The following is a 23,829-nucleotide window of genomic DNA, read 5'->3' as shown; positions in this document are numbered from 1 at the left end:
CAAGCGCCCCCTACCGTGGCAGCAGGGACCTTGCGCCACAAGGCCTGGCCCCAAATGGGTGCAGCGACACATGGACGCAACAATGAAGGGCGAAAAAGATGCGTTTCCCCTTGGAAAGCCGTTTTTTCTCCATTAGCATCCGGTATGCCAGCAGGAACGCAGTGTTTGGCTGGTGATTAGTCAACTTCCAAAAGGAAAATTCAATCATGGCAACTGCAAAGAAAGCCCCGGCAAAAAAAGCGCCTGCTAAAAAGGCCGCGCCGGCAACCAAGGCTGCGACTCCTGCCAAGAAGGCAGCGGCTCCTGCTGCCAAAAAAGTAGCTGCCAAGGCCCCCGCCAAAGCAGCCGCTGCACCCGCCAAGAAGGCGGCAGCCAAGGCACCAGCCAAGAAGCGCACGCCCAACGCGGCTTTCATGAAGGCTTTGACCCCCAGCGCTGCACTGGCCGCTGTGGTGGGCAACACGCCCCTGCCCCGCACCGAGATCGTCAGCAAGCTCTGGGTCTACATCAAGAAGCACGACCTGCAAGACAAGGCCAACAAGCGCTTGATCAATGGCGACGCCAAGCTCAAGGACATCTTCGGCAAGGCCCAGGTCTCCATGTTTGAACTCGCCGCCCTGATCGGCAAGCACGTCAAATAAACGACCTTCGGTCGAACAAAGAAGCCACCGCAAGGTGGCTTTTTTCATGGTGTTGTGCCGAATGACATCCAAGGCCAGACCCGTTGGCGCCATCCAACGCACGGCCATGCGAGGTCGGCACATGGGATGAAGCACCTCGGGCCCAGCGCTCAATCAAGAAGTTATTGCAAATGCGATAGATTCGCATTTATACTGAGACTCCTTTCAACAGCCAGCCCAACCTGCCTGTACGCCATGATTGTCTGTGTTTGCCGCCGAGTGTCCGACCGCGAAATCGCCCGCCATGCACGCGCTGGCATGAGCTTTGACGACATCCAGTTCGAACTGGGGGTCGCCACCCAATGTGGCCGCTGCGAAGGCTGCGCCCGCGACGTCGTGCAACAGTGCAGTGCTTCCCATCCTGTGGCCGCCATTCATGCGCAGCCCCAAGGCCAGGTCATCCAGCTCGCCAGCCACATCACGGAAAGCAGAGCATGGAACTCCTCACATCACTCGGCGGCAGCCTGATTCTCGTCATCGGTTCGGCCTGGTGGATTTTTCGCAAGTAAGCTCGGGCATGAGCTGACCCACTGGTTCCTGCCCCCCCCTCTTTTTCATGACAGCCATGCCATCCCCCTCCTCGCAGGCACGCGTGTTCCTGCCGGCCATGAGCCGCAACACGGTCATCGTGATCGGTGTCGTGCTGTTCCACGTTGCGGCCCTGTGGGCCTTGCAATCGGGCCTGATCCGACGCGCCGCCGAAGTCATCGTGCCCGCCGAAATGCTCAGTGAACTGATCGAGCCGCCCAAGCCCAAGGCCCCGCCACCACCGCCGGCACCGCAACCCAAGGTGGTGCCACAGAAATCGGTCACGCCGCGCCCCAGCCCCTTGCCGCCGGCGCCGCAACCTGTGGCCATCGCTGACCCGACGCCCGCCCCCAACGCCCCGACAGGAGTGGCCGCGCCGCAGCCGCCCGCTCCGCCCATGGCGGCCCCAGTGGCTGCCGCACCGCCCTCCCCTCCGGCACCGCCAGCGCCAGTCAAGGTCGAGCTGCCCTCCAGCGACGCCGACTACCTGCAAAATCCCAAGCCCACCTACCCGGCCATCAGCAAGCGCTTGGGTGAACAAGGCAAGGTGATCGTGCGGGTCTTGATTGGTGCCGACGGCCTGCCTCAGAAGGCCGAACTCAAACAGTCCAGCGGTTTTGACCGGCTGGACCAGGCCGCGCTGACCACGGTCATGCGCTGGCGCTATGTGCCAGGCAAACGCGGTGGCGTGGCCGAGACCATGTGGTTCCAAGTGCCGCTTAATTTTGTTCTTGAATAATTCACGGAGTTTTAAATGGAAACCGAATTCGGATTGGCCCACGTCTGGGCCCAAGGCGACCTGGTCACCAAAGTGGTGGCACTGCTGTTGCTGGGCATGTCCCTGGCCTCGTGGATCGTGATCATCCTCAAGGCCCTGGACATCATCAAATACAAGAAGCACGCCCACAACGCGGAAGACTTCTGGCACAACCCCGACTTCAGCAGCGGCCTCAACAGCCTGGGCACGGACAACGACAACCCCTTCCGCCAACTGGCCCTGGCGGGCCGTGACGCGACCGACCACCACAGCAACACCAAGGTGCACCTGCACGACAGCCTGGACGTCAGCGACTGGGTGACGCGCTGCCTGCGCAATGGCATCGACGAGTTCACAGCGCGCCTGCAAGGCGGCCTGGCCGTGCTGGCCTCCGTGGGCTCAACAGCCCCGTTTGTGGGCCTGTTCGGCACCGTCTGGGGCATCTACCACGCGCTGCTGGGCATTGGCTCGGCAGGCCAGGCGACCATCGACAAAGTGGCTGGCCCAGTCGGCGAAGCCCTGATCATGACCGCCCTGGGCCTGGCCGTCGCCATCCCCGCCGTGCTGGGCTACAACGCCCTGGTGCGTGGCAACAAGGCCATCTTGAACAAGCTCAACAGCTTTGCCCATGATCTGCACGCCTTCTTCGTGACCGGCGCCCGTGTGCACGCAGGCGGATCGGGCACCGTGGTGCCGCTCAAGAAAGGCAGCTGAGCATGGCTTTCGGACGTCAGGACGAATCCGATGAGGTGATGAGCGAGATCAACATGACCCCGCTGGTGGACGTCATGTTGGTGCTGCTGATCATCTTCATCATCACCATCCCGGTCATGAAACACTCGGTGAACGTGGACCTGCCACGCGCCAGCAACCAGCCACAAGATGCCAAGCCCGAAACCATCCGCCTCTCGGTGGCGGCCGATGGCAGCTACTTTTGGAACGAGAACCGCGTCGAAGACGGTGCGTTGAAGGCCATGCTGGACAACGCCGCCAGCCAGCAGCCCCAGCCCGAACTGCACCTGCGCGGTGACCGCGAGGTGCGCTACGAGCGCGTGGCCCAGGCCATGGCCGCGGCCCAGCTGGCGGGCATCCGTAAAATCGGCTTCATCACCGAACCAGCCCGCTGAGTGGGCAGCGCCCGGGCTCATGCCCGCGCCAGTGCCCACAAAAAAAGCCGTCCCGAGGGACGGCTTTTTGTTGAGCTCAGCGAACACCGAGCCCGCCCCGAAAGGCGCCCCGGTGAGGCCGTCACCTCAAAGGCCGATGGCGGCGATGCCAGCCTTGGCGATCTGAGCGTCTTCGCTCGACTTGACGCCGCTCACGCCGACGGCACCGATGCATTGGCCGTCCTTCAGGATGGCCACGCCGCCTTCGAGCAAGCCCTTGATCTCGGGCACGCTCAGGAAAGAGTAACGGCCACCATTGACGATGTCCTCGTAGACCTTGCTCTCGCGGCGGCCCAGGGCAGCCGTGTGGGCTTTGGCGGGGGCAATGTGCGAGGAGATGGCCGCGGCGCCGTCCAGGCGTTGCAGCCACAGCAGGTGACCGCCGTCGTCGACGATGGCGATCGTCACGGCCCAGTTGTTCTTGATGGCTTCGGCTTCAGCAGCGGCCGCAATGGCCTTGACGTCGGACAATTCGAGCACGGACTTGGTTTTCATGGATGACCCTTCTTGACAAATCAATTCAACACAGCCCTCAAGGATAACGGTGCTGTGACACACACAGTGGGCTGCCCTGTGAAAAACAACTTTCACTTTCAGTCGACGAACGAGCGATCAAAGCCCTTCAAACCTTCGGCCCTCTTTAAAAAGCATGGGGGCTCCCCACATAGAATCCAGGAACCGCTGTTGCGGTGCTTCAATGGAGATTCCGTCATGAACCAACCTTTCCAGAACGTCGATCTGTCTGTCGGCTACGGTCAGGCGCTGTCACAAGAACAACGCCACCGCGTGCTGCGCAACACCTACTGGCTGCTGGCCTTGAGCCTGGTTCCCACCGTGCTGGGTGCCTGGGTCGGTGTCGCGACCAATTTGGCCTCCGTCCTCAGTGGCGGTGTCGGCTTGGTCGTCTTTTTGGCCGGGGCCTTCGGCTTCATGTTCGCCATCGAGAAGACCAAGCATTCAGCCACGGGCGTGCCTGTGCTGCTGGGCTTTACCTTCTTCATGGGCTTGATGCTGTCGCGCCTGATCTCCATGGTGCTGGGCTTCAAGAATGGCCCTGAGTTGATCATGACGGCCTTCGGCGGTACCGCCGGTGTGTTCTTCGTCATGGCCAGCTTGGCCACGGTCATCAAGCGGGACATTTCTGGCATGGGCAAGTGGCTCTTCGTGGGCGTGCTGGTGTTGCTGGTGGGCAGCTTGGTGAATGCCTTTGTGGGCTCGACGGCTGGCATGCTGGCCCTGTCGGTGGCCTCGATTGGCATCTTCAGCGCCTACATGCTCTATGACCTCAAGCAGATCATCGACGGCGGTGAGACCAACTACATCTCGGCCACCCTGTCGCTGTACCTGGACCTGTTCAACGTGTTCCAGAGCTTGCTGTCCCTGCTGGGCATCTTCGGCGGCGAACGTGACTGAGGGCAGCTCAGCGCTCCTCCCAAAAGGCCCTGCGGGGCCTTTTTTCATGCCCGACCGCGACAGCCCTGCCAACTCGTTCAACTCGGCGCGACTAGTGCCGATAATGAACTCAACACCACCGTCGGGTTGAATGATGTTTTTTCGCTTGCTTCTCCTTGTCCCAGCTTTGCTGCTCGCCGGTTGCGACATTCCCGGCCTGGGGCCTGACCCCAAGACTGTGCAACGCGAAGCAGACTCCAAGGCCACAGGCAGTGCCTGCCGCTACGCCCAGCGCGGCATCGAGGACTGCTACACCCTCAACCCCAAGGCCTTGAAGGCGGCGGTATTTGAAGGCTGGAAGGAAATGGACGCCTACATGCGGGAAAACAAGATCGAGGGCGCGCCCTCGGTGATCCCGGTGCCGGTGGCCCCCCCGCCTCCAAGCGACGCCAAGCCCAAGGAAGAAGTTGTCGAAGAAGCCAAGCCGAAAAAAGGCAAGGGCTCGGACAAGCACTGAGTCTGACCAAACTCTGCTTGGATCCAAGCCCCAGCGGGCTCAGGGTGTGCCCGTTGCACCAGGTCCGCCGCGTGGGGCGCGGCCAAACCTGAACTGATAGCTGCGGGTGTTTACAACCAAGCCTCGGTGCGTTCAAAGACCGCCATGCTCTCCACGTGGGCGGTGTGCGGGAACATATTGACAGCGCCAGCGGCCACGCAACGGTAGCCCCCCTGGTGCACCAACAAACCTGCGTCGCGAGCCAAGGTGGCGGGGTTGCAACTCACATAGACAATGCGCTTGGGCGCTGTCCAGCCAGCCGGCAAGCTGCCGGGCTGGGCCAGGTGCTGCTGGTGCAGGTCGCTCAAGGCCTTGGCCAAGGCGAATGCCCCTTCGCGTGGAGGATCGACCAACCAGCGATCGGCATAGCCATCGGCCACCAGCATCTCAGGCGTCATCTCGAACAGGTTGCGCGCCACGAAGCCCGTCGGGCACAGCGCGCCACCGGCGGGCCGAGTCGCCTGGTTGGCCAAGTAGTTCTCGCGCGAGCGGGCCACCAGGGTCTCGCTGCCCTCAATGCCCAGCACCTCGCGGGCCTGGGTCGCCAATGGCAGCGTGAAGTTGCCCAAGCCACAGAACCAGTCGATCACGCGTTCATCGCGCTGCACCTCAAGCAGGCGCAGGGCCCGCGTCACCAGCACCCGGTTGATGTGCGGGTTGACCTGGGTGAAGTCAGTCGGCTTGAAAGGCATGGTGATGCCGAACTCAGGCAAGGCATAGGACAACACCGGACTGTCGGCCTTCATCAAGCGCACCGTGTCAGGGCCTTTGGACTGCAACCACCACTGCACGCCATGCTGATCGGCGAAGGCCTGCAAGCGCTCCAGATCGGCTGCGCTCAGCGGCTCCAGGTGGCGCAGTACCAGGGCGGTGACATGGTCACCGCAGGCCAGCTCGATTTGCGGGCAGGTGTCGCGCGCTTCCATGCCAGCGATCAGCTCGCGCAAAGGCAAGAGCATGGCGTTGACATGAGGCGGCAGCACGGGGCACTCCCGCATGTCGGCCACATAGCGGCTCTTGCGTTCGTGGAAGCCCACCAGCACCGTGCCCTTTTTGACCACATGGCGCACCGACAGGCGCGCACGGTAGCGGTAGCCCCAGGCCGGGCCTTCAATCGGACGCAGCAGGTTCTCGGCCTTGACCTTGCCCAGGTGCCAGAGGTTGTCCTCCAGCACCCGCTGCTTGACCGCCACCTGAGCGCTGACTTGCAAGTGCTGCATCTTGCAGCCGCCGCAAGCGCCAGCGTGCAGGCCGAAGTGAGCACAGCCAGGCCGCACACGCTGTGAGGACTCGCGGTGAATTTCGGTCAGCGTGGCTTGTTCCCAGTTGTTCTTCTTGCGGTTCACCTGGGCGCTGACCAGCTCAAAAGGCAGGGCGCCATCAATGAACACCACCTTGCCGTCGGCGCGGCGGGCCACGCCTTGCGCTTCCAGGTCCAAGGCATTGACGGCCAGCCAGCCAGGGGGCAACTCGGTCCCCGGGGCCAGCAGGTCGCCGTGGCCAGGCACAGTGGAGTCAGCAGGGGCCTCTGCCGGGGTCTCGGCAGCGACAGTGGAGAGACCTGGAGCGGCGGTCTCAGTGGGCGTGGAATGCAAGGAATCGGTTGTCATGCCCCAATTGTCTCAGGACCGGCGGGTGCCCCTGCGCAAAGTGCGCCCCCCACCGCCACCAGCACCTCGTCCACGAATCACAATAAGGCGTCGCGGGTGATGCCCTGGCGCGCCAAAGACCGCTTGAGCTTGAACAAGGCTTCGTTCTGAATCTGCCGGACCCGCTCGCGCGTGAGGCCCAAGCGCTCGCTCAGCACCTCCAGGGTCTCGGGCTCGCGGTCGTGCAGGCCGAAACGACCGGTCAGCACCTCCTTCTCGCGCGCGGACAGGTTGTCCACCCACTGGTCCAGCAGCAGCTCCACCTGGTGGTCCTGCGTGACACCGGTGGGGTCCAGGTTGTGCTCATCGACCAACATGTCACCCAGCGTGTGCTCATCACCGGATCGATCCAGCGCGGCATCCAGCGAGCGCGGGGCCTCGGCCAGGGCCAGCAATTCAGCCACCTCCTGCACCTCCCGGCCCAAGAAGGCGGCCACGTCCTCCACGCGCACGCCATCGGGGCGCTGAGCGGCAAAGCTGGGGTCGTTTTCCAGAGAGCGGCGCGCACGCAGCACCTGCTGCAGCTCGCGCACCACATGCACAGGCAGGCGCACCACACGGCTTTGGTTCATGACCGCCCGCTCCACCGCCTGCCGAATCCACCAGGTGGCGTAGGTGGAAAAACGAAAGCCGCGCTCAGGCTCGAATTTGTCGATGGCGTGCATCAGGCCCAGATTGCCCTCTTCGATCAGGTCGGACATGGGCACACCCCGGGCCGCATAGCCCTTGGCGATGCTGACCACCAGGCGCAGGTTGTGCTCGATCATGGACTGCCGCGCCTCGAAGTCACCAGCCCGCGCCCGGGTGGCGACCTCGAACTCTTCCTGGGGGGAAAACAAGCGCGTGCGGCGTACTTCGCGCAGGTACAGGGTCAGCGCATCCCCGCCTTCGGCATCGGCCGCCAGGGGCTCGATCAAGGGCCCGGCATCGCCCTCCTCGACCGGATCGTCTTCAGCGTGGCCCGGACTGCGGCCTGACGACTCAGGCTCAAGCGCATCGGAAGGACCAGAGGGACGTTCACCGTTGCGCTTTTTCATGGCCTGACCTTGTGAAGAGGCTAGCGGGCTGGCAGGTAGCGACTCGGATCCACCGGCTTGCCCTGCCGGCGGATTTCGAAATGCAGTTTCACACGGTCGGCATCGCTGTTGCCCATCTCCGCGATTTTTTGCCCCTTGCGCACCGCCTGGTCCTCTTTGACCAACAGCAGTTGGTTGTGCGCATAGGCCGTGAGGAAGGTGTTGTTGTGCTTGAGGATGATCAGGTTGCCATAGCCACGCAGGCCGGCCCCGGCATACACAACACGGCCATCGGCGGCGGCCAGGACGGGGTCACCCGCCTTGCCTGCCAAGTCCAGGCCCTTGTTTTTGGCTTCGTCAAAGCCCGCCAGCAAGGCGCCCGACGTGGGCCACATGAAACCAGGGTCGTCTTCGGAAGGCGCTGCCGCGGCCGGCGCTGCGGGCGCTGGCGCTGGGGTGGCGGTGGCCGTCGGTGTGCCGTTGGCGCGCGTGCTGCCGGCCGGGACCGGGGCCACCACCGCGGCGCCCACGGGACGGGTGACAGCGCCGCTCTCGGCCACCGTGGCGCTCGGCGGCACCACGCGCAGCACTTGGCCGACTTCGATCAGGTTGGGGTTGTCCAGGCCGTTCCAACGCACCAGGTCACGCCAGTTTTGCCCCGTCTCCAGACCGATGCGGATCAGGGTGTCGCCAGGCTTGACGCTGTAGTAGCCAGGTTTGCCGGCGTTCTCTGCGCCCGGCAGGGGCTTGACCGGAGCAGCAACCGCGACCGACGGCGCCACGGCCTCACCAGAAGACGATTGCGCGCCACGTTCTTCCACCGGTGCCCGGTTTGTGGTCTTGGAGGCGCATCCGGCCATCAGCAGCGCCACCACCACCATCGACCCCACTGCACCCCGACCTTGCCAACCCCACATAGATATCTTCCCTTCAAGCGATGCCCGATTTTAGAGGGACAAAGTGCACCGCCTCCAAAACCGTTTGCTGCAAACCGTGAAGGGTTTTGTCAATCACGACCAAAGCTTGCTTGCCATCCGCCATGACGGTTGGCGCCACCAAGCGCCCGCCCATCGCCAACTGCTGGCACCAGGCCTCGGGCACGGCCTCGCCACCAGCGGCCGCCACGATGCCCGCATACGGCGCGCCCTTCTCAAAGCCAAGCATGCCGTCGCCCAGCAGCAGGTGCAGATTGGCCAGACGCAGCGGGCGCAGGTTGTCGCGGGCTTTCTCGTGCAGGCCGCGCAGGCGTTCAATGCTGTAGACCTCGCGCGCCAGTTGGCTGAGCACCGCGGCCTGGTAGCCGCAGCCCGTCCCGATCTCAAGCACGCGGCTCAAGCCGCCAGCGCTCTGAGCGATGGGCGCCTGGGTCAGCAGCTCCAGCATGCGGGCCACCACATTGGGCTTGGAAATGGTCTGCCCCAGGCCGATCGGCAGGCTGGTGTCTTCATAGGCCTGGTTGACCAGTGCGCTGTCGACAAAGCGGTGCCGCTCCACCGCGCCCATGGCTGCCAACACAGCTGGCGACTGCACGCCCTGTGCCGCCAACTTTTGCACCATGCGCTGGCGCACCGCGGCCGAGTCCATGCCCAGGCCGGTGGGCATGGCCAGGCTGGGCGGCCGGTCACCCGCGCTGGGACGCAAGGGCTTGGCAGCGGCAGGCCGCGTGGATGCAACCGCCAGCGGCGCGGACGTGGCACTGCGCGCACCGGGGCTGGCCACCGCCTGATCAAGCCGAGCCGGAAAACCGGGGCGCCGGTTGTTCATGCCCCCGCCCCGGCGTGGAGCTTGGCAGCGGTCTGCACCCAGTCACCCAGGTGGTCGTGGTCGGTCAGGTCCACCTTCAAGGGAGTGATGGCGACATGCCCCAGGGCGGTGGCATGGAAGTCCGTGCCTTCGGCCTCGTCCATGGCTGGGCCAGCGCTGCCGATCCAGTACATGGTCTCACCACGCGGGCTTTGCTGCGTGATCACCGGCTCCGCCGCGTGACGGCGGCCCAGGCGGCACACGCGTGCGGGCTTGAACTGGTCCAGCGGCAGGTTGGGCAGGTTCACATTGAGCAACCAGGGCTGGCTGCCCAGCATGGCTTGGGCCTGCACCTGCTGCACGATCTCACGGGCCTTGAGAGCAGCCGACGCCAGCTCGCCCCAGCCTTTGTCGACCTGGGAGAACGCAATCGAAGGGATGCCGAACAGATAGCCTTCCATGGCCGCACCCACGGTGCCTGAGTAAATGGTGTCGTCGCCCATGTTGGCGCCGTTGTTGATGCCGGACACCACCAAATCGGGGCGGTAACCCAGCAGGCCCGTGAGGGCGATGTGCACGCAATCGGCCGGCGTGCCATTCACATAGCGAAAGCCATTGGCAGCGCGGTGCACATACAGCGGTGAATGCAAGGTCAGGGCATTGGACTTGGCGCTGTTGTTGTGCTCGGGCGCCACCACCTCCACATCGGCCAGGGTTTTCAGGGCTTCGTACAAGGCCACGATGCCGGGCGCCTGGAAGCCGTCGTCGTTGGAGATGAGGATTTTCATGTTGGATCGGGTGTTGAGCGGATTGTAGGGGCCGGCCCCGCCGTCCGGTGGGGCACTTGGGCCACCGTCGCTACAGCGACACAGGTCGCACCAGAGCGGCCCCTATGATCACCCGACTGTTTTTCTGGAGACCAAAGAATGCATGCATGGCTGTGTGAAGACCCGGTGGGTGTGGACGCCCTCAACTGGAAGGAACTGCCCACCCCCAGCCCCCTGGCCGGCGAGGTGCTGATCGAGATCAAGGCAGCCAGCCTGAACTTCCCCGACCTGCTGATCGTGCAGAACAAGTACCAGATGAAGCCAGCGCTGCCCTTTGTGCCGGGATCTGAGTACGCGGGCGTGGTCGCGGCGGTGGGCGACGGCGTGACCCACCTCAAGGTGGGCGACAACGTGGCCTGCCTGTCGGGCACCGGCGGCTTCGGCACCCACACCATCGCAAAGGCGGCCTTGTGCATGCCGCTGCCAGGGGGCTTTTCGCATGTCGATGCAGCCGCGTTCATCATGATTTACGCCACCTCCTGGCACGCGTTGATCGACCGTGCGCAATTGAAAGCTGGCGAAACCGTGCTGGTGCTGGGCGCCGCCGGGGGCGTGGGCACGGCCGCCATCCAGATCGCCAAGGCCGCTGGCGCACGCGTGATCGCCGCAGCTTCGACCGACGAGAAATGCGCGCTGTGCCGCCAGATCGGTGCCGACGAAACCATCAACTACAGCCAAGACGCTGTGCCCAATGCCTTCCGCGAGCGCATCAAGGCCCTGACCGATGGCAAGGGCCCGGACGTCATTTACGACCCGGTGGGGGGTGACTTTGCCGAGCCGGCCTTCCGCTCCATCGCCTGGCGTGGCCGCTACCTGATCGTGGGCTTTGCCTCGGGCCCGATTCCCAATCTGCCGCTGAACCTGCCCCTGCTCAAGGGGGCGTCCCTGGTCGGCGTGTTCTGGGGTGACTTCGCGCGCCGCGAACCCAAAGCCAACGCCGCCATGATGGGCGAATTGGCCCAGTGGTACGCACAAGGCAAGGTCAAGCCCGTGATCGACCGCACCATGCCCATGGCCGAACTCAAGGCGGCCTACGCCCACATGGGCTCGCGTGGCGTGATGGGCAAGCTGGTGATGACAAACCCCTGATCGGGCAGCTGGCCCGGGTCACCCCGGGCCAGAGCCAACCCTCTCAGCGCGGTTCAGGGCATCAGCTCAGCGCGGGCGGCGCCTGCAAGAAGCGTTCGGCCAGCGCCTCGGGGCGCAGCGGGCGTGCAAAGTGGTAGCCCTGGGCGTACGTGCATTTGAGCGTGCGCAGTCGCTGCGCGATGGCTTCGGTCTCCACCCCTTCGGCCAGCACATGCAAGCCCAGGCTCAAAGCAAGCGAGATGATGCCGCGCACGATGGCGGCATCGTCGGGGTCATCGATCACGTCGCGCACAAAGGATTGGTCGATCTTGATCTTGTCGAACTTGAAGCGGCGCAGGTAGGCAAAGCTGGAATAGCCGGTGCCAAAGTCGTCGATCGACAAGGTCACGCCCAGCGCCTTGAGCTGACGCAGGGTGTTCATCACCGCCTCGCCGTCGTGCAGCAGCACGCTCTCGGTCAACTCCAATTCGAGGCGCGCCGGGTTGACGCCGGACACCACGAGTGCCTCTTCCACCTGCTCCAGCACCACGCCACGCTGGAACTGCCGCGCCGACAAATTGACCGCCATCATCAGCTCGGCGTGACCGGCCTCATGCCAGCGCTGCAGTTGCTGGGTGGCCGTCAACAAGACCCAGCGGCCCAGGGACTCGATCAGGCCAGAGTCTTCCGCCAAGGGAATGAAGACCCCTGGTGGAATTGGGCCGCGCTCGGGGTGGTCCCAGCGGCACAAGGCTTCAACGCCAATCATGCGGCCACTGGAAAGCTCCACCAGCGGCTGGTACTCCAGGCGCAAAGCCCCGGTCTCGATGGCCAAGCGCAGGGACGCCTCCAATTGCAGGCGCTCCAGGGCCGCCTCGTTCATGCTGGCGGTGGCAAACTGGTAGGCCCCACGCCCGGCACGCTTGGCGGCATACATGGCGGCATCTGCGCGGCCAAACAGGGCGTCAAAGCTGTCGCCGTCCGACGGGTACAGCGCCACCCCCAGGGAAATCGACACATTCACCGGCAAGCCCTCAAAGACCACGGGCTGGGCCACCGCATCCATCGTGGCCTGGGCCAGGTGGGCGGCGTCGGCCGTGCCTTTGATGCCGGATTGAAGCAACACGAATTCATCGCCACTCAAACGACCGACCACCGCCTGAGCCCCGGCAAATTGAGCCAAGCGTTGCCCGACTTCGCGCAACAAAAAGTCGCCTGCTGCGTGGCCCAGCGAGTCGTTCAGGGTTTTGAAGTTGTCGATGTCCACCACCAACAAGGCCATCCCGTCGGTGTTGGCCCGGGCGCGCTCCAGCGCGGCCTGGGCGTGCAAAGCCACTTGGGTCCGATTGGGCAGACCCGTGACCACGTCCTGGGTCGAGAGGTAGGCAATCTTTTCTTCAGCCGCCTTGCTGGAGCTCAGGTCCGAGATGGCCGCCACGTAATGGGTGATCTCCCCGCTGCTGCGGTGGCGCAGGGCCGACAAGGTGAGCCACTGCGGAAACACCTCACCGTTCTTGCGCCGGTTCCAGACCTCGCCAGCCCAGCGCCCCTGCTCGTTGACCTCGCTCCAGATGTGGGTCTTGAAGCCAGGGTCGTGCTGACCGTCGGCCAGCAAATTGACCTCACGCCCCACCAATTCCTCCGAGCTGTAGCCGGTGATGTCGCAAAACGCCACGTTGGCCATCATGACCTCGTGTTGGGCGTCGCTGATCAAGATGCCGTCGGAACTCTGGTCCAGCACACGGCCAGCCAACTCCAGCTTGGTGGCGGCGCTGCGCTGGTCGGTCACGTCACGGCGGATCACCAGCATGTGCAGGCGCTCGTCATCGCGGCCAAAGGTGGGCACACGCACCACATCAAAGGAACGCTGTGAGCCGTGTAAATCGACCGCCATTTCTTGCACGTGGGACACCCGCCCCGACTGCCAGGTGGCCTCTTCGTTGAGGGCACTCAGGCGCAGCGACTCCGCCATGGGCAGGCCGAGGTTGGACAGCTCCAGATTGGTCTTGCCGATGGCGTCTTTTTCGGTCAAGCCCAGCACGGCCAGCGAACCTGGGTTGGTCAGCAACCAACGGCCCTGACCATCCTTCAGGTAGACCATGTCGGGCAGGTGACGGAACACCGAGCGCAGCAGGCGGTCGCGCCCTCGCAGCACCTGTTCGGTGGCCAGACGACGGCTGACGTCGGCCCCAGTCAACCAAAAAATGCGCTCGCCCGAACTGGCTGGCGGCAATGGGATGCTGGTCCAGGAAAAGCGACGCTTCTGCCCGTTGCGGCAAGTGAAGGTCCACTCGAAATCGCTGCATTGGCGCCCCAAGGGAGCCAACTCTTGCAGCTTGCGCGCCAGGTAATCGGGGTCGGGGCACAACAGGGTCAGGCCCAAGGGGTTGCCCAACAAATCAGCCGCCTGGTAGCCCAGGGCCTGCTCGGCAGCCCGGTTCCAGAACAGGAGACGCGGCGAGCGGTCGACCAACAAAGCCATCACTGGCTGGGGCCACTGCGCCATCAAGGCCTGATGCAGCACGCCCACGCTGGCCACATCGGCCACCGCATCCAACTCAAGGTCGGCGCTCTGCGTATCGGGCAGCTCAAAGCTCAGAAAGTCAGGCTGGGTCTCCCCGCCCTCTCCATCCACCAAAGGCGCCAGAGACTGGGGCAAGGTGGCCTCGGCAAAATCAGCCTGTGCACCCGAAAAGGGGTCGTCTGGCAGAGCTTGGGAGGGGTGAGAGGGGTGCCGCATGGTGTTACATACTGTAATGTAGGACGGCGGCACTGGAAACAGGATTTCCGTAAAATCAGCGCCCTGGCGGGCGGTCTTGTCCCGGCGGTCGGGCCGGCAGATCGCCCAACTTCCAGGCTGGGACTTCCTGACCCAAGGGGATCGCGACCAGGCGCTGCGAGCGGTAAATGCTGCTCCAGCCAGAAACGCGAAAGCTGATCGCGCAGGCCAGCAAAGCGTACAGGCCGATCTCTGCACCAAACAACTCCATGGCCATCAAGGTGCAAGCCAACGGGGTGTTGGCGGCTCCAGCGAACACGGCCACAAAGCCCAGCGCGGCCACCATGCCCAGGGGCAAGTGCAGCCAGGGGGCGAGTGCATTGCCCAGGGTGGCACCGATGTAGAACAGAGGTGTGACCTCGCCCCCCTTGAAGCCGCTGCCCAGGGAGGCCACGGTGAACGCGATCTTGGCCGCAAAATCCCAGGGCGCCAGCGGCTGCTGAAACGCCTCGACGATGACCGGGATGCCCAGGCCCGCGTATCGCCAGCCGCCAACCCACCACAGCACGGCCGCCAGCACCGCCCCCCCCAGAGCCGGGCGCAAGGGGGCATAGGGCACGCGGCGCTTCATCCACGCCGCCAGGGCCTGGGTGCTTTGGGCAAAGGCCCGCGCCACCCCACCAAACACCACCGCGGCCACTGCCACGGCCACCACCGACCACGCGCTGATCGGCGCCACAACCCCCAGGGTGTAGTGGGTGTGGTGCGCGCCCCAGGCCGTGGTGACCTGGTCGCCCACCAGGGCAGCCACCGCGCAGACCAGCAAGGCGTCGTGGCGCAAGCGGCCCAGGGCCAGGACCTCCAAGGCAAAGACCGCGCCCGCCAAAGGCGTGCCAAACACGGAAGCAAAGCCGGCGCTGATGCCCGCCAGCAGCAGCAGACGGCGCTCATCCGGCCCCAAACGCAGGCGCTGGCTGATCTGGTCGGCCAAGGCGCCGCCCATTTGCACCGCCGTGCCTTCGCGCCCCACCGAGGCGCCCACCAAGTGAGACGCCACGGTACTGAGCAAAATCAGCGGGGCCATGCGCAGCGGGACCGGTTGCTGGGCTTCGCGGTACACCTCGTCGATCAGCAGGTTGATGCCCCCTTCCACCGGCTGCCCCCAGCGCAGGTAGATCCAGCCGACGGCAAAACCGAGCACCGGCATGAAGAGCACCAGCCAACGGTGGGACTCCCGCAGCCCGGTCACCTGGTCCAAGGCCCACAGAAACAGGGCGGAAGCCGAGCCCGCCAAGGCCCCAGCCAGGCTGGCCAGGACCAAGCCTTTGAGTGCGGCGGGGAGCAAAGAAAGCAAGGCGGGAGGCTGGGGCGGCATCAGGAGGTCCGAGGCTGAAGACGGGGCCGGTTGGCGTCAGAATTTTCACACGGAAAGTCAGCGCCAGTCGAACAGCGCCCCAGCACAAGGCCCCGCCCGGGACAAGCGGAGGCCCTGAACGGTCCACCAGGCCCCTCTTCCCTCAGCGGCCGCAGCCCGTTGCCAACATCAGAAGGTCCAGCCCAAGGTGGCATAGAAGGCCCGACCATCGCCCGGCGCGTGGCCCCAGGAACCACTGTCATACCAGACGTACTCGTAGCGGCGGTTGGCCAGGTTGCGCACCTGCAGTTGCAGGTTCAGGCCACGCTGGATCTGCCAGCGCGCGCTGAGGTTGAGCAACACGTTCCCGCCAAACTTACCGAGGGTGTTGCTGCGCTCAACAAAATAGCTGCCCTGGGCCGTGCCCCAGGCGGACAGCTTCCAGTCGCTGTTGAGTTGGTAGTCAGCGCCCAGCGAAGCCAAGTAATGAGGCACGTTCTCCACTTCCTTGCCCTGGGTGGTGGGCGCGCTCGGGTCAGGCGCGGTGATGCGTGCTTCCTGGTGCGAGTAGTTGACCCAGGCCGAGGCACGGCGGTCCGGGCGCCATTGCGCCTGCAGGTCCACGCCGCGGCGGCGGGTGCGACCGATGTTGCCCAACCCGCCCGGATCAGGCAGACCATCCACGCCCAGGGTGCGTGCCACTTCGCCACTGGCCTTCTGCTCCCAGTAGGCCACCCGACCATCCAGGCCCGGTGCAGGGCTGAACTTCAAGCCCAGTTCCCAACCATCGTTGAGTGACGCCTGCAGGTCGCGCGCCTGGGTGAGGCCTCGGTAGCTGTCGATGCCCGTGCCGATCTGGAAGCTGCGCCCCAGGTTGGCATAGACGCTGGCGTTGCGCCACGGGGCATAGACCACGCTGAGCTTGGGCTGGGAGATGGTGCCGTAGGCGTTCAGAGGCAAGGTGGTACCCGCCAAGCGGTCACGGAACTGGCCGCTGAACTGGTCCACGCGCAGGGCGGGCACGATCTTCAAGGCCTCGGTGGGTCGCACCACCGCCTGCACATAGGCGCCGGTGTTGTTCAGGCTGAAGTCCCAGTCGCGGAATTGCGAAGTGCGCACGCGCTCGACCGTGCGGTAACGCTGGCTGACATTGGTCTGGCGTTGAAAGTCCACGCCACCTTCGAGCACCAACTCTTTGGCCCAAGTCACCGTGGGTCGCCACGTCAGGGTGCTGATGGCACCGGTCTGCGCTTCCTCGGAGTCACGCTCTTGCTGCACGCCAGCCTGAGTGAAGCGCACCCAGCGCTGGTTGCTGTACTCGTTGCGGTAAGCGCGGGTGCTCCAGGACAGCTGCTGGCCCAGCTCCGTATCGAAGTACAGGCCCAGTTGGTTGGTGTGGCGCGTGCTGCGATCAGCCGAGGCATAACTGGGCGAGGAGCGCGGCGCACTGGCTGCAGCCGCAGCGCTGAGGTAACCCGACTCCAGCGCATCATTTTCATAGTGGCGCAGGCTCAGCCCGACGCGCTGGGCACCATCCTCGGTGGTGTAGAACCACTTGCCAGCCAGGGCCAGCTTGCGCGCATTGGCGTGGTCGCGGTAACCGTCGGACTCGCGCGAGGCCACTAAGTAGTTCTGCGTCCAGCCACCGGATTCAATGCCTTTGGCCACCTGCACCTCGCGGGTGCCAAAGCTGCCCACGGTGGTGTTGATCTGGGTCTCATGGCCCCCCTGGCGTGTGAAGACCTGGGCATTGCCTGCGATGTTGTGCAGCCCATAGCGCGGGTCATTGGTGCCGCGCACGACCTCGATTCGCTCGATGTCCAAGGGGAAGACCGCATCCAGAAACGGCATGCCGCCCGCGTTGTCGTTGGACGGAATGCCGTCAATCAGCAGCTTGACCGCGTTGACCCGACCTTCGCCATTGAAGCCGCGAAACGAAAACCGCCCTGCGTCCGTGCCCTGGCGAAAGGGCGTCACCAACACGCCCGGGGCTTTTTGCAGCAGCTCCCAACTGAAATCGACCGACTGGTCCTGCAACTCAGGACCGCCCAGCACGTCAACCGAACTGAGCACATTGCGCGAGGGCAGCGCGCCCTGGGCCCGGTCCGTGATCTGGACTGTTCCCAGGGTCAAGGTGGAGTCCGCCGAGGCAGCAAGGCCACCTTGCTGGGCATGGACCCCAGCAGCCTGGGCCCAGCCCAGCACGATCAGGGCCGACAGGGCCAAGGGCCGGGCGGGCAAACGACGGGTCGCTCGCGGCGACGAAACAAAAGAAGACTTCATGATTCAAAAAACGGTTCGGCCTCCGCCCAGGCGGAGTGCCCGGCTCCAGACCCACGGTCCTGGAGCCCCAAAAGGGCAGCGTGCCCGCCCCGCCCCGCCCAAACAGGCAGGCACAGGCGAAGGCGAACCGAGTCAAGCCGTCAAGAGACGGTCTCGGCTGGCCGGCAACACTGAAGAAAGAGAGGCAAGGCATGGGCCGCGACAGGACCCAGCCGCTGCGGCTGCACTCAAGCGCTCGCAGGGGGGCCGCGCGGTGGCAGTGGCGCCGCCGTCAGCGCGGCCATGCGGGCCGCCGGGATGCTGCGCGCTTGATAACTCAGCGGTGGGGCCAGGCCCGGTACGGTGGGCCGGGGCCAATCGCTCAGGCCTGGTAGGCTGCACAAGGGGCAGTCCAGGCTGTGCGCGCCACCCTCTGCAGCGGCCTTGTCTGGCACCGCCTCGCCATCGGCCAGCGGCAGCAGCTTCAAGGCGCCATTGGCCGAACACACCAACTGCAAGGCCTGAGGTGCAACCCAAGGCGAGGCCAGGGTCACACCGAAAGCACAGACAAACCACAGCAGCAGCAGCTGGGTCAGGGTCCGGGCATGGCGTAAGCGGTGCATTGGCCGATTATCTGGCAATTCGATGCGCTCATCCGGGGTACGCCGAAGCCCCTGCGCGCGCACCCATCGCATTTCAGGACGGGGCTTGGGCCTGGCCACATCCCACCACCGCGGGCATCGATGCCAGGACAAAACCGCCCGGCATTGCAGGCCCCAAAGGCCCTGAAGGCTCAGCGCAGGAGGACCTGGGTTCTGACGGGGCGCCGGAACGCATTCACGGCATTGACCAATTGCGTGGCCTGGTGGCGCAGCGCCTGCGCCGCGGTGGCACTGTCCTGGACCAAGCCGGCATTCTGTTGGGTGTTCTGGTCCAACAAAGTGATGGCCTCCCCCACCTGCCCAATGCCCTGGGTCTGCTCGCGGCTCGCAACCGAAATCTGCGTCATCAAGGCCGTGAGCTCTTGGTTGGCCTGCACCACCTCCGTCATGGTCTGCCCGGCCTTGTCGACCAGGTCGGTACCGGCCTCCACCCGCTCCAGGCTCGCCGTGATCAGCGACTTGACGTCCCTCGCGGCCGCCGTGGTTCGGCCAGCCAGGCTGCGAACCTCGCTGGCCACGACCGCAAAGCCCCGGCCTTGTTCACCCGCCCGGGCGGCTTCGACTGCGGCATTGAGAGCCAAGATGTTGGTTTGGAAAGCAATCCCATCAATCAAGCCGATGATGTCGGCAATCTTGCGGGAGCTCTCGTTGATGCCCTTCATGGTGTCGACCACTTGGGCCACCACCTGACCGCCCTTGCCCGCCACGTCGGAGGCATGGCGCGCCATGACGTTGCCCTCGTCGGCGTTGTGGGCGTTTTGCTTGACTGTCGAATGGAACTGTTCCATGGCGGCGGCGGTACGCTCCAGCGCGCTGGCCTGCCCCTCGGTTCGCGCCGACAAGTCGGTATTGCCGCGAGCGATTTCATCGCTCGTGGAGGCGACCACGTCCGCACGGTTGGCCACGTCATCGAGCAAGGCCTTGAGGTTCAAGCCCGCCTGGTTCACAGCCCGCATCAGCATGCCGATTTCGTCCACGCGGTTGAAGCCAGAAAGCTTGGCGGGCTGGCCGCTGGCCACGTGCTGCGCTTCACGGTAGATGGTGCGAACAGGTTCAATGATCTGCTGCTCCAGGAGGGCAAAACACAGGGCCACGCCCATCGCCGCCCCTGCAACGGTGCCCTCAAGGACGCCCCCGGCAGCGCCGGCAAGCCAGGCACCGAGCACCGCCACCAAGCCACCCAACAAACAGGCCATCAGGCCGCGCGAGCGCAGACCCATCAATTGCATCACGGACATCGCGCGGGTCCAGCCGGTACGCACGAGCAGGCCTTTGTGCAAGGCCATGCCCCTGAGTTGGCCCACGCGCATCCGCTGGTACAGCGACTCGGCGGCTTGCACCTCCTGCACCGAGGGCTTGGTGCGCACAGACATGTAGCCCACCACCTGACCGCCGTGCTCAATCGGCGTGGCATTGGCGCGCACCCAGTAGTGGTCCCCGTTTTGGCGCCGGTTCTTGACCAGGCCAGTCCAGGACTGCCCCGCTTTCAGCGTGCTCCACATGTCGGCAAAAGCCTGCTCGGGCATGTCGGGGTGGCGCACCAGGTTGTGCGGCTGGCCCAGGATGTCATCGCGGGCAAAGCCGCTGACGTCCACAAAAGCTCTGTTGGCGTAAACGACGTGACTTTGCAAGTCCGTGGTGGACATCAGCGTGGCCCCATCTGGGAAGTCGAAGTTTCGTTGCGTGACGGGCGTGTTGTTTCTCATGGGAAGTTCGCTTGGGTGGGTAGGTTTGGATCGTGCAATCCCCACAGAGCCCCGGGACAGCCCCGAGCTGCGTGAGGAGGCGGTGCGTGATCCGCAGAGCGTGCAGTGCACAAAGCCAGCGCGACAAGGACGACGGCGACGGCGACAGTCAAGAGCCTGGTGCGGATCGCCGACCCGCTGTGCTGACCCTCAAGGTCCAGGCTGACCAGCAGCTTGTCGTTGTGGTGAACGATGTTTCAAATGGAATGACCGCCGCTTCATGGGCTGGCCTGAGGACAGAGCTGTGGGGCCGAAGCGCCTGTTCGCGTTTGATTGGATGAAAAAAATGGAGCACGACCCCAGGCCTCATGAGCGGACAAGGCGCGATGGTACCGATCCAAATAATCCGAATACGTTTCGATAACTTTGTTATGTTTAGCAACAAAAAAGCAAGCAAGCACCAATGCGAGCAAGGCATCCAGGATCACAAGGCCCAATCCAGCCACAAGACAAACTTTTGCTGACGGCTGTATTGAATAATTGCTCATGCACTCAACAACATGAATATAGACAAAATCAAGAAAAACCAAAATCAAACATCCATGGACAGGGAAATCGGTTGATTGTCATTCACCCAGAATCGAGACCCTTGATGCAAGTCAACAAGCAAATGATTCTCCGTCCTGAGAATCCAACTGGACGGCGAGCCATCCAGTGAAGCCGCCTCTTCAATCGATCTCTTTCAAGCCCATCAAAAAGAGTGCAGCAAGATTGAACAAGAAAAAAACATCCGACATTCCAAAATCATCTAGCTTGTGATAGCTAAGCACGGCAGCGGCTGACGTAGTCCGCCGTCGGTGCGAGGCGTGGATTTCACGCCGAGCTTTCGGACTCAAACCACGGTCAGAAGGCAGAGGGCCGCCAGAATCGTCCATCGACCATTCACCCCCCTGATTTGAATCATTTCTCATGCATCATGGATGCATCCAATCCATGCACAAGAGCATAAGCTAGCACACCTTGTTCATTATTGGATTTTCCAGCCAAGCAAGGTGCGCCCATCCAAGCGCTCGAACCGAAACCGTTTGGGCATCTAAACTGAAGCTTCGTCGCTGATTCAGGGGCGCATCGAATCGCCAAATAAAAACCTGTCTTAGAACATCTCCTCTGTAACCAAGGAGATGACCATGAACGTTCCAACATCAGGCTGGTCCAATAAAAATGGAACCAGTGGACGCCAGTGCGGCTGCACCACCTGGAAACAGCATTGGATTAACTTCAATCCATCCAAAATGAACTGGCCGGTTATTTGTTCCATTGAAGGATGCAAAAATACGCCCACGCTGGGCGCTCACGTGATCAACAGCCGAGTCTCAGGGGAATACATCATCCCGGCGTGTGACGCCTGCAACAAGCGCTCCGACAGCTTCACGCTGCGCACAGGCTTGAGTCTCGTCAGCGCTAACAAATCGAAGACCTGCCAATAAGCGGGCCAGATTGAAGGATTGAATCAAGCCCCACCATCTGAACTGAAGGGGCCGCCCTTGCGCATCAAAAACAAAAACGGCAGGGCGGCAAACCGCGTCGGCGCACAAAAAAAGCCCCCACCTGCTCCCAGGTGAGGGCTTTCAAAACACTGGCCTGGTGCGCTGTTGCGCCCAGGCCGTGCTGTGCCGATCAAGCGGTCAATCGAGGGATCAACCCGTCAGCTTCATTTGCGAGGGGGCGGCGGTCAGGTAACCCACTGCAGCGCTGAAGCGGTTGTTGTAGTTGGCGCGCACCAGCGGGTCCAGCGTGGTCTTGACCTTGTCGTGCAGGCCAGTGCCACTGGCGTTGGTGATCCAGTCGCCCGGGTGTTGGAAGTTGGCGGTGATGTAAGTCCAACCATTCAGATCGTCAACCACGCCCAGACCGGTGGATTCGGCGCCCGAGGGCATCGAGGCGATGCGGCTCAACACCTTGGTGTCCACGTTGTAGGCCCACAGGAAGTTGTTCACGTGGTAGGCGCTGTCCTCGCCGATGAACAAGGTGCGCAGCTTTTCGGAGAACTTGATGTTGTCCGGTGCGCCGATCTTGTCAGCATTGGCCAGGTTGCCCAGGGCGTCCGCCGTGGCCAGGTCTTCGCCGATCAGCAGGGTCTTGGTGAGCGAAGGCACCCATTCGCTGTTGATGGCCGCGCCCGCGGTGTCCTTTTGGCTGCCGGTCAGGGTGTGGGCCAGGATGCCACCAGCGTTCAAGGCCTTTTCGATCGTGATGTTGAAGGACGAGTCCCAGGCAGCGTTGTTGCGCACCATGGAGCTCTGCATGTTTTGCAGCGCCGAGTAGGCGATCTTGTCCTTGATGTTGACGGTCGTGCCTTCCATCTTGGTGAAAGCCATCGAGCCCCCCTTGAGCGCGGCGTAGCGATGGGTCTCCAGGAAGGCAGCCGCCTTCTCCATGCCGGCCTTCAGGCGCACCCACTCCACCTTGCCGCTGATGCGGATCTGGGTGTAGGTGGCGTCCTTGGGGTCCACGGTGGCGCGGTCGAAGATGTCCGTGGGCTTGAGCTTGTTGGCCAGGGCCAGGATTTCAGCGCTGGTGGCCGAGCCCAGCTTGATCCAGGTGACGGCGGCGCCAGCGCCTGCCGGGTCCAGCGACCAGCCCGTGCCAAACTTGGCCACGTACAGCGAGCCCGAGGACAGGTCTTTTTCACGGTCGGCCACGAACATGAACAGGCCGCTGTTGGTGGCGTCATCGCCCATCAGCGCGGTGCGGTTGTCGGGCATGACCTGGATCAGCTCGTGCGAGATGCGGCCCAGGCAGTAGTGCTTCTTGATGCTGCCGGTGCCGTCAGGGTTGACCGTCACTTCGGGCATGTGGCCGTAGTGGTAGGGGTTGGCCTTGGTCGCATCGCCATACAGGTTCTTGCTGTAGGCCTGGAACATCGTGTTGCTCGAGATGGTGAAGGCGTCCGGTTCGTACTCTTCGCTGGACAGGTGGGTGCTCCAGGGCGAGAGGCTGCTGGCGCAGGTGATCCACAGGCCGTTGGCGCTGGAGGTGTCCACATTGCTGTACTTCAGCAGGGTCAGCTTGCCGGTGGCTGGGTCTTGGTCCAGGGTCAGCACGGCGATGGGCGACGGCAGCTTGCCGTACATGTCGGTCACACCGTCTTGGGCCCAGGTGGTGTATTCGAACTGCACCACGGCGTAGACCACATTGCCCTTGGCACCGGTCACGGTGGAGGCGGCATCCAGCTTCAGCAGCGAGGTGCCGTCCGGCGAATCGGAGAAGAACTGACGCTCTTTGCCGGCCACGGTGCTGTCGATGATGGCCTTGTTGTTGATGTCGTAGTAAGCACCCGCCAGGACCGTGCCGCCCTTGCCATCAGGCACTTGGGTGCCGGTCAGGAAGAAGGGTTGGTAGGCCAGGCTGTAGACACGTTCTTCGCCGTTGCTCAGGCTGACCTTGAGGCTGGAACCCACCTTGGTCGTGGCCATGTCGGCCGGGGCCGACAGGTTGGGTGCGCTCATGCCAGTGAAGCCGGCGCTGAGCATGGTGACGACCGAGGTCGAGCCGCCGCTGCCACCGCCGCAGGCGCTGAGCATGGAGGCCATGCTGCCTCCGGCCAGGGGCAACATGGGCGCACTGGCAAACATCTTGAGCAGGTGACGACGCGAGGAGGTGTGGGACATAGAGATTCAGCTTCCTGAGAACTGCCAGACCGTGGCAACTTGTTAAAACAACGTAAAGAGATTGTTGGGTCTGTTGATGAAAGTTCAGTGACAG

At 63.7% G+C, this 23,829-nt stretch carries 21 protein-coding genes; 9 read left to right on the top strand and 12 right to left on the bottom strand.

Translation table 11 applies throughout. The features are described from left to right. Positions 1-206 precede the first annotated feature (206 nt). From PSQ39_RS09555 to PSQ39_RS09535, 5 genes are all read left to right on the top strand, one after another. Positions 207-641 (top strand): SWIB/MDM2 domain-containing protein, encoded by a 435-nt coding sequence (locus tag PSQ39_RS09555; RefSeq protein WP_273926542.1) that lies wholly within the window; start codon positions 207-209, stop codon positions 639-641. Positions 642-875: 234 nt separating this feature from the next. Next, the gene (locus tag PSQ39_RS09550; RefSeq protein ID WP_273926541.1) at positions 876-1,148 is read left to right on the top strand and encodes a (2Fe-2S)-binding protein; all 273 of its coding nucleotides are present in this window, start codon (positions 876-878) and stop codon (positions 1,146-1,148) included. A 97-nt stretch (positions 1,149-1,245) separates the two neighbouring features. Next, on the top strand, positions 1,246-1,947 hold the full coding sequence (locus PSQ39_RS09545) for an energy transducer TonB (protein WP_273926540.1): 702 nt from the start codon (positions 1,246-1,248) through the stop codon (positions 1,945-1,947). Positions 1,948-1,962: 15 nt separating this feature from the next. Further along, on the top strand, positions 1,963-2,679 hold the full coding sequence (locus PSQ39_RS09540; RefSeq protein ID WP_273926539.1) for a MotA/TolQ/ExbB proton channel family protein: 717 nt from the start codon (positions 1,963-1,965) through the stop codon (positions 2,677-2,679). A gap of 2 nt (positions 2,680-2,681) precedes the next feature. Further along, complete coding sequence (locus PSQ39_RS09535) at positions 2,682-3,092, top strand: ExbD/TolR family protein (RefSeq protein WP_273926538.1); 411 nt, start codon at positions 2,682-2,684, stop codon at positions 3,090-3,092. 126 nt (positions 3,093-3,218) lie between these two features. Here the strand turns inward: PSQ39_RS09535 and PSQ39_RS09530 are convergent, their stop codons facing one another. Continuing rightward, the gene (locus tag PSQ39_RS09530; RefSeq protein ID WP_273926537.1) at positions 3,219-3,626 is read right to left on the bottom strand and encodes a GlcG/HbpS family heme-binding protein; all 408 of its coding nucleotides are present in this window, start codon (positions 3,624-3,626) and stop codon (positions 3,219-3,221) included. Positions 3,627-3,842: 216 nt separating this feature from the next. Here PSQ39_RS09530 and PSQ39_RS09525 point away from each other — a divergent pair, with 216 nt between their 5' ends. Both PSQ39_RS09525 and PSQ39_RS09520 read left to right on the top strand, forming a co-directional pair. Continuing rightward, complete coding sequence (locus PSQ39_RS09525) at positions 3,843-4,544, top strand: Bax inhibitor-1/YccA family protein (protein WP_273926536.1); 702 nt, start codon at positions 3,843-3,845, stop codon at positions 4,542-4,544. A gap of 130 nt (positions 4,545-4,674) precedes the next feature. Next, the gene (locus tag PSQ39_RS09520; protein WP_273926535.1) at positions 4,675-5,040 is read left to right on the top strand and encodes a hypothetical protein; all 366 of its coding nucleotides are present in this window, start codon (positions 4,675-4,677) and stop codon (positions 5,038-5,040) included. A gap of 110 nt (positions 5,041-5,150) precedes the next feature. On the opposite strand, the gene rlmD is transcribed toward PSQ39_RS09520, so the two are convergent. The 5 genes from rlmD to surE form a co-directional block, all read right to left on the bottom strand. Next, on the bottom strand, positions 5,151-6,689 hold the full coding sequence (gene rlmD / locus PSQ39_RS09515) for a 23S rRNA (uracil(1939)-C(5))-methyltransferase RlmD (protein ID WP_273926534.1): 1,539 nt from the start codon (positions 6,687-6,689) through the stop codon (positions 5,151-5,153). A 77-nt stretch (positions 6,690-6,766) separates the two neighbouring features. Next, positions 6,767-7,765 (bottom strand): RNA polymerase sigma factor RpoS, encoded by a 999-nt coding sequence (gene rpoS / locus PSQ39_RS09510; RefSeq protein WP_273926533.1) that lies wholly within the window; start codon positions 7,763-7,765, stop codon positions 6,767-6,769. A 20-nt stretch (positions 7,766-7,785) separates the two neighbouring features. Beyond that, a complete protein-coding gene (locus PSQ39_RS09505; RefSeq protein WP_273926532.1) occupies positions 7,786-8,661 on the bottom strand; it encodes a peptidoglycan DD-metalloendopeptidase family protein in 876 nt (291 codons plus the stop codon). Positions 8,662-8,674: 13 nt separating this feature from the next. Beyond that, positions 8,675-9,508, bottom strand: a complete 834-nt coding sequence (locus tag PSQ39_RS09500) for a protein-L-isoaspartate(D-aspartate) O-methyltransferase (protein WP_273926531.1) — start codon at positions 9,506-9,508, stop codon at positions 8,675-8,677. Next, positions 9,505-10,275, bottom strand: coding sequence for a 5'/3'-nucleotidase SurE (surE, locus tag PSQ39_RS09495; RefSeq protein ID WP_273926530.1), 771 nt, complete (start codon positions 10,273-10,275; stop codon positions 9,505-9,507). The genes PSQ39_RS09500 and surE overlap by 4 nt, the downstream gene beginning before the upstream one ends. Before the next feature lie 138 nt (positions 10,276-10,413). On the opposite strand from surE, the gene PSQ39_RS09490 reads away from it, so the two are divergent. Next, entirely contained in the window at positions 10,414-11,403 is a 990-nt protein-coding gene (locus PSQ39_RS09490; protein WP_273926529.1) for an NADPH:quinone oxidoreductase family protein, read from the top strand. Between the two features lie 61 nt (positions 11,404-11,464). Here the strand turns inward: PSQ39_RS09490 and PSQ39_RS09485 are convergent, their stop codons facing one another. From PSQ39_RS09485 to PSQ39_RS09465, 5 genes are all read right to left on the bottom strand, one after another. Beyond that, positions 11,465-14,041 (bottom strand): sensor domain-containing protein, encoded by a 2,577-nt coding sequence (locus PSQ39_RS09485; protein WP_273926528.1) that lies wholly within the window; start codon positions 14,039-14,041, stop codon positions 11,465-11,467. Between the two features lie 136 nt (positions 14,042-14,177). Continuing rightward, the gene (locus PSQ39_RS09480) at positions 14,178-15,476 is read right to left on the bottom strand and encodes a voltage-gated chloride channel family protein (protein WP_337961934.1); all 1,299 of its coding nucleotides are present in this window, start codon (positions 15,474-15,476) and stop codon (positions 14,178-14,180) included. A gap of 168 nt (positions 15,477-15,644) precedes the next feature. Beyond that, positions 15,645-17,738: a TonB-dependent receptor gene (locus tag PSQ39_RS09475; protein ID WP_273926526.1), complete on the bottom strand. Its 2,094-nt coding sequence runs from the start codon at positions 17,736-17,738 to the stop codon at positions 15,645-15,647. 227 nt (positions 17,739-17,965) lie between these two features. Beyond that, complete coding sequence (locus PSQ39_RS09470) at positions 17,966-18,340, bottom strand: DUF2946 family protein (RefSeq protein WP_273926525.1); 375 nt, start codon at positions 18,338-18,340, stop codon at positions 17,966-17,968. Between the two features lie 170 nt (positions 18,341-18,510). Further along, on the bottom strand, positions 18,511-20,085 hold the full coding sequence (locus PSQ39_RS09465) for a methyl-accepting chemotaxis protein (protein ID WP_273926524.1): 1,575 nt from the start codon (positions 20,083-20,085) through the stop codon (positions 18,511-18,513). A gap of 1,166 nt (positions 20,086-21,251) precedes the next feature. Between PSQ39_RS09465 and PSQ39_RS09460 the strand changes: the two genes are divergently transcribed. Further along, positions 21,252-21,551 (top strand): hypothetical protein, encoded by a 300-nt coding sequence (locus PSQ39_RS09460; RefSeq protein ID WP_273926523.1) that lies wholly within the window; start codon positions 21,252-21,254, stop codon positions 21,549-21,551. A 210-nt stretch (positions 21,552-21,761) separates the two neighbouring features. Here PSQ39_RS09460 and PSQ39_RS09455 read toward each other — a convergent pair whose 3' ends face one another. Then, on the bottom strand, positions 21,762-23,735 hold the full coding sequence (locus PSQ39_RS09455) for a PhoX family protein (protein WP_273926522.1): 1,974 nt from the start codon (positions 23,733-23,735) through the stop codon (positions 21,762-21,764). Positions 23,736-23,829: the final 94 nt, after the last annotated feature.

It is taken from the genome of Curvibacter microcysteis, from assembly GCF_028649455.1.
In the GTDB taxonomy this organism is placed as follows: Bacteria; Pseudomonadota; Gammaproteobacteria; order Burkholderiales; family Burkholderiaceae_C; genus Curvibacter; species Curvibacter microcysteis.
Note: the sequence above shows the minus strand (reverse complement) of the source record. Positions and strands in the feature narration are given on the sequence as shown.